Origin of the sequence: Occallatibacter sp. (assembly GCF_049802275.1) — a bacterium.
Classification (GTDB): Bacteria; Acidobacteriota; Terriglobia; order Terriglobales; family Acidobacteriaceae; genus Telmatobacter.
Map to the genome: position 1 here is coordinate 1 of NZ_JBARMD010000600.1, position 9,561 is coordinate 9,561.

Here is a 9,561-nt window from a genome sequence, read left to right on the forward strand (position 1 = left end):
CCAAGCATGGTCTGATGTGTTACGGCCAATCCAACCAGGAAAATCCCGAAAAACACGGTGATCACTCCGGCGATCCAGGGAGCTATTTGCTGCACGACAGGCCAACGTGAAATCTGCTTCATGTGAGCTACCTCTACACGTTGCGAAACTAAAACGTCCCTATTCTACGCCGAGCACGCCGCTTTATGCGGACTCCCTCGCGTTCCGATCGAGTTGTGAAGAACCCGGAAATTCCAACGTCGGCAACCTTGAAACACCGGTGTTGAGCAAGGAGAAATTTTCGAGTAGCCGGTAAGATGTCGACAGGGGGAAATTCGAATGAGAGCAACTGCACTATACAGAACTGCCAGCATTTTGCTCTTTGTGGCCGCCGCAGGGAATACATATGCCGTGGTGAGATTCTGGCAGGCTGCCGGGGCAATGAACACGGCGCCCCTCCCAGAAGATCACCGCCTCTCTTACGGCCCGGTGCTTCTCGCGCTCGGTATGTTCTGCTCGCTGTGTGTTCTGTTCGGGGCATACCTTGCCTGGCATCTGGGTACGATGGCAATGACCACCCCTCAAGCCATTGGTGCTATGGGATGGGCACTTTTCGCCTATCAACTCCTTGGGGTTTATGTGAGCTTCAATGAGCTTTCTGGTCTCGTACGAATTCTTGCGGTTGCCCTTGCAATCTGCACTGGTTGGGCAGCCTGGCTGTCGAGAGGTGCCCGCGCAGCGTCGCCTAAGCGCACTTAGTTCTTGATCGCCACTCCAAATCCAGATGCTGTCCCCGGCCGGATTGGGAAGATGCAGGCAGCCAGCTAACTCGCCGCCGCGTTCGCCAGCGCCTCAATTACCGCCAGGTTCTTCATCAACTCAGCTGCCACACCATGCCGCTCTGCAAGATACTGCACACTGTTGTAAGAAATCCAGACCTTCCCATCCGCATCCTCGGCGATAAGAATCTTCAGCGGCAGATCAATCGCGAGACTCGGCGCTGCCAACATCGCCGGTGTCCCCGCCTTCGGATTCCCGAAGATCATCAGCTTCGTGTTCGGCATCTTCATGCCGGCCTTCGCTGCCTCGCCGCTGTGATCCACAACGGCAAACAACGTCACCGCTTTGGCCTGAAGAATTTCCTTGAGCTTTTGAACTGTCTCATCCACTGTGTACCTGCCGGGAATCTGAACAATGCCGCTATTGCTGGGCAGAGACATGGAAACCTCCTTTTTGGTTTCGGAACTTGTTTGCGCGGTGCCGTGCACCGAAATAAGATAAATGGCCATCGCCAGCCCCAACGCCGCCAGCAGAAAAGCAACCGTAACCGCCTGCGCCGTGGCATGGGAATGCGGCGTTTCTCCGCGGTCAAGCTGTCGTATCAGGTGCAGGTGACGCAAACCCGCAACGAAATTCACTAATACGCCGACGCCAATCAGCGCCGTGCCAAACCACAAAGAAGGTCCGTATTGCTGCGTGGCTCCTGAATTCTGCACAACGTGCAACTCCTGAAGAAATAAACCGAATCGCGCCACCACAAACCCAAATCCCATCATCGCCAAACCAGTGCGAATCCACGCCAGCAGTGTGCGTTCGGCGGCGAGGTAGTCGTTCAGGTTGGCCTTCGGTGCGGCCGCTTCCGGCTTTTCCATTGTTTCTCAATCCTCGGGCGGGAACTGCTGAAGAATGTGATTGTAAAGATACTGAACGCGTTGTACCACGGTCGTCACTTCATCGTGTGACCGCTGCCGGGACGCAACCCTCCGCGCTTCTGTAAAGTTGAAACAGACACGTTCGCCTTTGCTCAGATCTCATTTTGACCACTCCACCCAACCCGGAAAACCTTGCCCAGCTTCTCCAGTCTGCATTTGGTTTCGCGAATTTTCGCGCCAACCAGGAAGCCGTTTGCCGCGCCGCCATCGACGGCCGCGATCTACTGCTCGTCATGCCCACCGGGGCAGGGAAGTCGCTCTGTTATCAGCTTCCCGCCATCGCCCTCGGCGGTACCGCGCTGGTCATCTCTCCGCTCATCGCCCTCATGGAAGACCAGGTCGCCAAACTTGCTTCACTCAGCTTGCGTGTAGCCCGCATCCACTCCGGCCTCGACCGTTCCATCTCACGCCAGGCCTGCGTCGACTATCTGGCCGGCGCGCTCGACTTTCTTTTCATCGCACCGGAGCGCCTGCGCGTTCCCGGCTTCCCCGAGATGCTCGCCAAGCGTCCGCCCGCGCTCATCGCCATTGACGAGGCTCACTGCATCTCGCAATGGGGCCACGATTTCCGCCCCGACTACCGCATGATCGGCCTGTATCTTCCCGCTCTGCGCAACGGCTCAGGTTCCGTGCCCGTCCTTGCCCTCACCGCTACTGCCACGCCCACCGTGCAGGCCGACATTACCGCCCAACTCGGCATGATCAACCCCGCGCGTTTCATCCATGGCTTCCGCCGTCACAATCTAGCTATCGAAGTCGTTGAATTGGCCGTGCCACAGCGCCCACGTGCCATCTGCGGACTGCTTTCTCAGCGTGATCGCCGTCCCGCAATCGTCTACGCCACATCGCGCAAGCAGTCCGAAAGTCTTGCAGAAGAGCTCTCGCAACTCATGCCCGCCGCCGCATACCATGCCGGCCTCGACGGCGAAACCCGCGAGCGCGTGCAGAGTGCCTTCCAGTCTGGCGAGCTTGAAGTAGTCGTCGCCACTATCGCCTTTGGCATGGGCATCGACAAGGCCGACATCCGCACCATTATTCATGCCGGACTCCCCGGCACGCTCGAAGGCTATTACCAGGAAATCGGCCGAGCCGGCCGTGATGGCGCCCAAAGCCGGACGTTCCTGATGCATTCCTACGCCGACCAGCGCACCCACGACTTCTTTTACACGCGCGACTATCCTCCCTCGGAACATCTGCATCAACTCTTCCGCATGCTCGGCGAAGATGCGCATTCCATCGAAGAACTGCGCGCTACTTCAAAACTCACTGAAGAAGAATTTGACAAGGCCCTTGAGAAACTCGAAATCCATGGCGGAGCACGCGTCGACTTCGCGGGCAACGTGACCCTGGGCGCTTCCGGATGGAAGAAGACCTACTCCATCCAGGCACAGCATCGCGCCGAGCAGTTTGAAAAAGTTCTGCGCTTCACAACATCCAGCGAGTGCCGCATGTCCGCCCTCGTTCGCCACTTCGGTGATGAAGAGGATGCGGCCCAATCCTGTGGTGTCTGCGATATCTGCGATCCCGCCGGAGCCGTCCTGCGCATGTTCCGCCGCGCCACCAATGCGGAGCGCGCGATGGCGCAGTCCATCCTCGATGAACTTCGTCCTGTCGACTACAAGGCCGGGGCCCCCGCGGACAGGTCTTGGTCCGCGGGGTGGAAAGCCACAGGTTCACTCCAACGCAGTCTCGATCCGTCGGGCCGAATCACCCGCGATGATTTCGAAGCCCTCCTCGATGCCATGACCCGTGCTGGCCTGATCGCCATCGAAGATGCCGAGTACGAGAAAGACGGCGAAGTCCGTCGCTATCGCAAGGTCCGCCTCACCGAAGCCGGCTTGCAGACCCGCAACATGGCACAAGTTGAATTGCTCCTCAACGACGGCATCGCAGAAGAATTCGCCTCGCCGGAAACCCACAAGCGCGTTCGCAAGACCTCAACAAGACACGATGCAGTTCCGACTGGCAACGTGACAAACCGCGCCACCCCACAAGCCAGCGGTGCTGCTGAAAATCCCCCTCCGCAAACGTTGTCCGCAGATGGCGAAGCGCTCGCAGCGAGACTGAAAGAGTGGCGCACCGGCGAAGCTAAACGACTTCGCGTTCCAGCCTTCTGCGTTATGCACGACCGTACGCTCACGGCGGTCGCCTTTGCCCGCCCAACCAATCCCCGCCAGCTTCTGGAGATCGATGGCATAGGCCCGACGAAGGTGGAAAAATTTGGCCCCGCAATCCTGGAGATCTGCGGAGCCAAACTAATCACTGAAAACTGACAACTGAGAGCTAAATCAAGCTACGCGCTCAATCGTCACCGATTGCAGCACAACCGGTGTCTTGGGTTTATCCTGCCCACCGCGAGCAACTTTTGAAATCTTGTCCGCAATGTCCTGTCCCTCGACAACCTCACCGAAGATGGTGTGATTGCCGGTCAGCCAGGGTGTCGGCGCAACGGTGATGAAGAACTGGCACCCGTTCGTTCCGGGTCCCGAATTCGCCATCGCCAGCTTGCCCGCCTTGTCGAATTTGTGTGGCGAGCCCTTCGTCTCATCCTCAAAGCGATATCCGGGGCCGCCCATGCCCGTGCCCGTCGGATCGCCGCCCTGAATCATGAAGTCGGGAATGACGCGATGAAAAATCGTTCCGTCGAAAAGCTTGTCCGATGACTTGGCGCGCGTAGTAGGATGCGTCCACTCCCTCTTGCCTTCCGCGAGATCAAGGAAATTCTTCACCGTGATCGGCGCATCCGATTCAAACAGACGGACAACAATCTTTCCTTCGCTTGTGGTGAACATTGCGTAAGTTCCTGGTGCGAGTGCCATGAATTAACTCCTCGGGAAACTCTGTTCGATCGTTGTTTGAGACGGCACGGTTTCAGCCCTGCCGCAATCTTCTGGTAAAACGCCGGAGGTTTTAGCCACTGAGTGAATAACATCCAACCACATCAATGCTGCGGTGCTGCAGGGGCCTGCGTTGCTGCCGGATCTGGCGGAACAGCTTGGCCCTCCGGAATGATCGTCACTTTCTTCAACACCACCGGCGTCACCGGTTTGTCATTTGGATCGCGCTCGACACGAGCAATCGTCTTAACCACGATGACGCTCGGCTCATCACATTGCCCGAAGATCGTATGTTTTTGGTTTAGATACTCTGTCGGCACCTCGGTGATGAAAAACTGGCTTCCATTGGTATTCGGCCCGGAGTTCGCCATCGCCAGCCGTCCCGGCACATCGAAGTTCAGATCCGGATTGAACTCATCTTCAAACGTGAATCCCGGATCGCCCGTGCCCGTGCCCGTTGGATCGCCGCCCTGGATCATGAATTCCGGAATGACGCGATGAAAGACCGTTCCGTCATACAGCGGCTTGTTGTGCATCATCTTCTTCGTCTGCGGATCGGTCCAGTCCTTCGTTCCCTGCGCCAGCGCAATAAAGTTCGCTACCGTCTTCGGTGCCTGCTTCTCGAAAAACTGGCAGGTGATCCGCCCCATCGAAGTATCCATCACCACCGTGGGGCCATTGGGACGAATCATCGCCGCAGCCGTAGCTTGCGGAGCGTCGGGTAGCGCCGGTTCTGCTGGTTTAGGGTTGTCCTGCGCGAGTGCCGCCACTGATGCAGCCCCGATTACGAGGGTTGACGCAAAAATCCTGGACCTGAATCTCATGCCACGTTCGAGGGTAAATCATCGCACGGGATGGTTGCCAGCGCCTGCGATCGGCCGTGTATGTTTATGCAATGAGCCTCTCACATTTGAAGAACTTCTCCGGGCGTCTCACTCTCCTCGCGTGTGCTCTATTGTGCCTCGCGATCGCCCCTGTTCATGCCCTGGCGCAGGCCGACAAGGCACCAGCCCCATCTACCGATAAAGACAAGCCCGCTCCAAAACCCGCCGACGACAAAACAAGCCTGCCCCCGTTGCCCCCTGAGGCGCACGTCCAGCAAACCATCCAGCTCGATGGCAAGACCCTGCACTACACCGTCACTATCGGGGCGCTTCCTGTTCGCGACAGCGAAGGCAAAATCGCCGGCGAAGTGGTCGTCACCGCCTACACCATGGAAGGCGCCAACCGGCCTGTCACTTTCGCCTTTAATGGCGGTCCCGGCGCATCCTCGGTCTACCTGAACTTCGGCGCCATCGGCCCCAAGCACCTCGACGCCGGCAACGAAGGCGACAGCCCTTCCGACCCCACAAATCTCGTGGACAATCCCGGTACATGGCTCGACTTCACTGACCTCGTCTTTATCGATCCCATCGGCACCGGCTTCAGCCGATCCAAAGTGCCTGAGGCTGAAGCCAAAAAACTCTTCTACAGCACCGTACCCGACATTCAGTACCTGTCGCGCATTGTCTACGACTGGTTGGTCAAGAACGACCGCCTGAGTTCGCGCAAATATCTTGTCGGCGAAAGCTATGGTGGTTTCCGCGGACCCCGCATTACTCACTACCTCCAGTCGCAGCTTGGCGTCGCAATGAATGGAGTGGTCCTCGTCTCCCCCTATCTCAATCCCACCATCGAGAATGATGGCGACATCTCCCCGCTTCCCTGGATGATGACGCTGCCCTCCATCACCGCTGCTCATCTCGAACGCGAGAAGAAGCTCACCCCGGAATCCATGGCTGACGTCATCAACTACACCCAGGGTGAGTACGCAACAACGCTCCTCAAGGGCCGCTCCGACGAAGCTGCCACGCAAAAAATGATCGCGCACGTCACCGAACTCACCGGCCTCGATCCCGCCTTCGTCAAGTTCTCCGGTGGCCGTATCGAAACCGGCGCCTACCTCCGCGAAGTTCATCGCGAAGAAGGCAAGCTCGGTTCCGTCTACGACTCCAACGTCACCTCCTTCGACCCATTCCCGTTCGCGCCCGAGCAGCGCGCAAACGACCCCATCCTCGCCAGCATCGTGGCTCCGCTTACTACCTCCATGGTCGACTTTGTCACCCGCACGGTCGGCTGGAAGGTTGACGCCCGCTACAACGCACTTTCCTACGAGGTCAATCGTCTCTGGGATCGCGACGCCGAACTTCGCCGAGGCTCCGTGCCAGACCTGCGCGAAGCCGTTGCTGCCGACCCCAAGCTGCGCGTCATGATCGTCCACGGCTGGAACGATCTCTCCTGCCCCTTCATGGGCTCCGTCCTCACCGTCGACCAGATGCCCGTAATGGGAGATCCGACCCGTGTCTCCGTGCACGAATTTCCCGGCGGTCACATGTTCTACACCCGCAACGACAGCCGCGCCGCTCTCCGCAAAGACGCAATGGAGATGTACGCCAAACACTAAAGGCAGGGAACAGGGATCAGAGAACAGGGATCAAGAATTTCAGCCAGTCAGCGGATCACTGACCATTGATCTATGACCTCGCTGATCCCTTGATCCCTTGATCCCCTGATCCGATCCTGATCACTGATCCCTATTCCCTTGACTTCCTATCCATAGATAACCTATACATAGACGCATGAAGAAACCGGACCTGCTTCCCGGCACTCTCGACATGCTCATCCTCAAAACCCTCACCCGCGCGCCCTTGCATGGCTACGGCATCGCCCAATCCATCAAACGAATGTCTGATGACGTGCTGACCGTGGAAGAAGGCTCGCTCTATCCGGCCCTGCAAAGGCTTCTTCTCCAGGGATGGGTGAAAGGCGAGTGGAAGATGACGGATACGAATCGCCGTGCACGCTTCTATACGCTCACCGCGATCGGCCGCAAGCAACTGGGGCTTGAAGTCTCGCAGTTCGAACAGATGATCGCAGCTATCGGAAGGGTATTGAGCGAGCCGGCCTGACGTTGCAATGAATCGCAAAGCTGTGCGTACCTGAATCACACGGAGGTCCGATGAACCCGTTTACTTCCTTCGCAAAAAAGCTCAACCTTCTCTTCCGCCGCAATCAATTCCATAGCGAACTCGACGAAGAGATGGCCTTTCATCGCGAGCAGGCTGAGAAGGAATTCATCGCCTCTGGAATGCCCTCCCAACAAGCCCACATCGCTGCCGCCCGCCAGTTCGGCAATGCCACCCATCTTCGCGAACAAAGTCACAGCTTCGTAGCTTTCCGTTGGGAAACGGTTGCGCAGGATCTTCGTTTTGCCCTTCGCCAGCTTCGCCACAATCCCGGCTTTGCGGTTACGGCCATCTTTATCCTTGCTCTCGGCATGGGCGTCAGCGTGGCCATCTTCGCCTTCGTCGATGCAGCTCTTATCCAGCCGTTGCCCTACATCGCCCCCAATCGCCTGATGGATGTTGCCGAAAATAGCGTAATGTTCTCGCGCTCCAATCTCTCCCGGGACGACTACCAAGACTGGAAGCGTCTCAATCACTCCTTCAGCTCTCTCGATGCCTACGCCGGAAATGGGTATTTGCTGAGTACTCCCTCTGGCCCCGAACCTGTACCCGCCGCGAGAGTCACCGACGGTTTCTTTCGCACACTCGGTGTGAGGCCCATGCTCGGTCGCGATTTTCGATCTGGAGAAGACCGGCCCGGCGGCGCCAGAATCGCAATCCTCTCGTATGGCAACTGGCAAAAGCGATTTGGCAGCCGCCGCGATGTTATCGGACATTCGATGACTCTGGATGGAGACACGTACACCATCATCGGAGTCTTGCCTCGCGAATTTGCATTCGCTCCTCGCGCCAACGCGGAGTTCTACGTGCCCCTGCTTGACAAGAGCGAATGCGAATCGCGTCGCAGCTGTCACAACCTGTTTGCGGTCGGCAGGCTTCGCGTCGGAGTTAGCCCGCAGGCAGCCCTTGAAGAAATGAAAGCGATCGCCGCGCAGTTGGCCGTTCAATATCCCGGCTCCAATCAAGGGCAGGGCGCAGCGGTGCAGCCCCTGGCAAACATCATCATTGGGCCCATAAAGCCTGTTCTGCTTACTTTGCTCGCCGCATCCGGCCTGTTGCTGCTCATTGCCTCCGTCAATGTGGCCAGCCTGCTTCTCGTCAGGTCAGAATCGCGGCGTCGCGAGGTCGCTGTGCGCGGAGCCCTTGGAGCCACCTCGATCCGTCTAAGCCGGCAATTCATCACCGAAGGCCTTCTTCTGTCGGCAGCCGGATGCCTAGCCGGTGTCCTCGTCTCGAAATGGACGATGGCCATTCTCACAACTCTGATCCCAACGCCTGTGGCTGCCAATATTCCCTTTCTCTCTCACGTCGGTTTCGGTGTGCACAGCGCTCTGTTCGCATGTGTCGTCGCTCTGCTCGCCGCCGGACTCATGGCCTTGACTCCAATTCTGCGCCTTTCGTCTCTTGACTTGCGAGAAGGGCTTGGCGATGGCGGGCGCTCCGCCGCGGGACGCTTCTGGCAGCGCATCGGTGCGAATCTCGTTGTCGCTGAACTCTCCGTCGCCGTTATTCTCCTGGTCGGCGCCGGGTTGCTCGGCAAAAGCTTCTATCGGCTCCTTCACGTCGAACTCGGCATGGATCCTACTCATCTCGCGACTCTCCAGATGGCCGCGCCTGGCAAGTCCTATCCCAGGCCCGAGCAAAAAGTAGCGCTGCTCCGCGAGATCACGCGCCGCCTCTCGGCTCTGCCTGGCGTTGAATCCGTCGGCATCACCAGCGATCTGCCCGTTCAGTGCAATTGCGATACGGATTGGATTCGCATCGTCGGCAAGCCTTTTCATGGTGAGCACAATGAGGTCGACGAACGCGATGTCTCGCCCGCCTATTTCGACACCCTCAAGGCAAAGCTGATTCGTGGACGGCTCTTCACCGAAGACGACGACGCTTCAAAATCTCAGAAAATCGTCATCAACGAAGCCCTCGCCCAAAAATACTTTCCCGGCGAGGACCCCATCGGAAAAAAGATTGCAAATGGGAGTCTCGACCCCAAATCGATGCGCGAGATCATTGGAATCGTGGGCAACGTGC

8 protein-coding genes are annotated in these 9,561 nt (G+C 58.0%); 5 read left to right on the forward strand and 3 right to left on the reverse strand.

The window, feature by feature from the left end:
• Positions 1-318: 318 nt before the first annotated feature.
• A complete protein-coding gene (locus WA354_RS20310) occupies positions 319-738 on the forward strand; it encodes a hypothetical protein (protein WP_472814843.1) in 420 nt (139 codons plus the stop codon).
• Positions 739-803: 65 nt separating this feature from the next.
• On the opposite strand, the gene WA354_RS20315 is transcribed toward WA354_RS20310, so the two are convergent.
• Positions 804-1,631 (reverse strand): DUF302 domain-containing protein, encoded by an 828-nt coding sequence (locus tag WA354_RS20315; protein ID WP_472814844.1) that lies wholly within the window; start codon positions 1,629-1,631, stop codon positions 804-806.
• Between the two features lie 164 nt (positions 1,632-1,795).
• On the opposite strand from WA354_RS20315, the gene WA354_RS20320 reads away from it, so the two are divergent.
• Positions 1,796-3,964: a RecQ family ATP-dependent DNA helicase gene (locus WA354_RS20320; protein WP_472814845.1), complete on the forward strand. Its 2,169-nt coding sequence runs from the start codon at positions 1,796-1,798 to the stop codon at positions 3,962-3,964.
• A 15-nt stretch (positions 3,965-3,979) separates the two neighbouring features.
• Here WA354_RS20320 and WA354_RS20325 read toward each other — a convergent pair whose 3' ends face one another.
• Positions 3,980-4,510 (reverse strand): peptidylprolyl isomerase, encoded by a 531-nt coding sequence (locus tag WA354_RS20325; protein WP_472814846.1) that lies wholly within the window; start codon positions 4,508-4,510, stop codon positions 3,980-3,982.
• Positions 4,511-4,632: 122 nt separating this feature from the next.
• Entirely contained in the window at positions 4,633-5,352 is a 720-nt protein-coding gene (locus tag WA354_RS20330) for a peptidylprolyl isomerase (RefSeq protein ID WP_472814847.1), read from the reverse strand.
• Between the two features lie 71 nt (positions 5,353-5,423).
• Between WA354_RS20330 and WA354_RS20335 the strand changes: the two genes are divergently transcribed.
• The 3 genes from WA354_RS20335 to WA354_RS20345 form a co-directional block, all read left to right on the forward strand.
• A complete protein-coding gene (locus WA354_RS20335; protein ID WP_472814848.1) occupies positions 5,424-6,971 on the forward strand; it encodes a S10 family peptidase in 1,548 nt (515 codons plus the stop codon).
• A 175-nt stretch (positions 6,972-7,146) separates the two neighbouring features.
• A complete protein-coding gene (locus WA354_RS20340) occupies positions 7,147-7,476 on the forward strand; it encodes a PadR family transcriptional regulator (RefSeq protein WP_472814849.1) in 330 nt (109 codons plus the stop codon).
• Positions 7,477-7,526: 50 nt separating this feature from the next.
• Positions 7,527-9,561: ABC transporter permease (locus WA354_RS20345; protein ID WP_472814850.1), on the forward strand; the 2,035-nt coding region annotated here is incomplete at its 3' end.